Genomic DNA, 1,233 nt, shown 5'->3' with positions numbered 1-1,233 from the left:
GGCGACCGAAATCAGGCTCTTGAGCGATACGCCGCGTAACGACGGTGCATGGTGGCGTCGCAGCGTGTTAAGGTCGGTATCCAGGCCATGAAAGCTCGCAATCATCGCCAGGCATGCCAATCCGCATTCGGCAACCTCGGTCTGACGAATGTGGCGAACCGAATGGCGACCGAACAGGCTAAGATCGAGCTTCGCCATGTCAGCGGCGCCGTACCGCAAGGATCGGCTCAAACAGCCATTCCGCCAATGACCGTCTCTCAGTGACAATGCGCGCGGTCAATGTCATGTCGGGTTGCAGGCGATGAAAGCGACCGAACGCATAGATTCGCGGGTCCTTGATGGCAGCGATGACCAAGTAGACGGGTTCGGATTGACCGTTGGCGTTAGTACGGTTGATAGCGGCCGAGCTGATCCGCTCTACCGTGGCCAGCACCGAACCGAACCGTTCATAGGGAAAAGCATCGACCTGCAGGCGGACTCCCTGTCCGACAGATAGGAAGCCAGCCGCCTGGGTCGGCACATAGAGTTGGGCTTGGAGTTTCGCGCCAGCCGGCACGATCGTCATTAACGGCGCATTGCCCTGCGCGGGCTGCCCGATACGCGCCGTCACCGCAGTGACGACGCCGGCGATCGGCGCGGTCAGCGTGTAACCACGCGAGGCTTCCACATCGAACCGCCGCTGCGCGACCGAGGCCCGGTCGCCCGCGATACCAGCCGCCGTCGCCTGTGCGGTGCGCCCCGCCTCCTCGATCGCGCGGGACGCTTCCATGAGGCTGGCCTGTTTGTCGGCCCGCGCCTGGCCGAGACTGGCGAGTTGCTGCTGACGACCGAGCAGGGTTTCCTCACGCGCTTGAAGATCGCGTCTACTGAGGAATCCCTTGGTCGCAATTGTTTGCGACCGATCGTAATCTCCCTGTGCGACATTGACCAGGCTCCGCTGCGTGGCGATCTGCTCGTCCAGCGCGGCGATTTCGGCATGAAGGCCGCCGATTTGCGCCGCCAGCCGCTGGCGTGTCGCCCTGGCACTGGACAGTGTCGATCGTTCCTGTGCCGCAAGCTGGGCATCCTGTTCGCCCAAGGCGGTCAGCACTTGTGCTGGACCGGTGCCGCCGGTTCGCTCCATCTCCTCGACGCGGATCGATACCAACGGGGCTGAGGACGATACTCGCTCGCCTTCTTTCACTGCAATGCCGGTTATGATGCCAGCACGGGACGGAACGATCTGGGCCGCAC

2 protein-coding genes are annotated in these 1,233 nt (G+C 63.1%); both read right to left on the bottom strand.

What is annotated here, in order from left to right; genetic code table 11:
- Positions 1-198: cysteine peptidase family C39 domain-containing protein (locus U1700_RS14880; RefSeq protein ID WP_332753461.1), on the bottom strand; the 198-nt coding region annotated here is incomplete at its 3' end.
- 1 nt (position 199) lies between these two features.
- A partial coding sequence (locus tag U1700_RS14875; RefSeq protein WP_332753460.1) for an HlyD family secretion protein occupies positions 200-1,233 on the bottom strand: 1,034 nt, incomplete at its 5' end.

Source organism: Sphingomonas sp. RB1R13 (assembly GCF_036663775.1).
In the GTDB taxonomy this organism is placed as follows: Bacteria; Pseudomonadota; Alphaproteobacteria; order Sphingomonadales; family Sphingomonadaceae; genus Sphingomicrobium.
The sequence above is the reverse complement of the archived record's forward strand: the minus strand, read 5'-3'. Positions and strand labels throughout refer to the sequence as shown.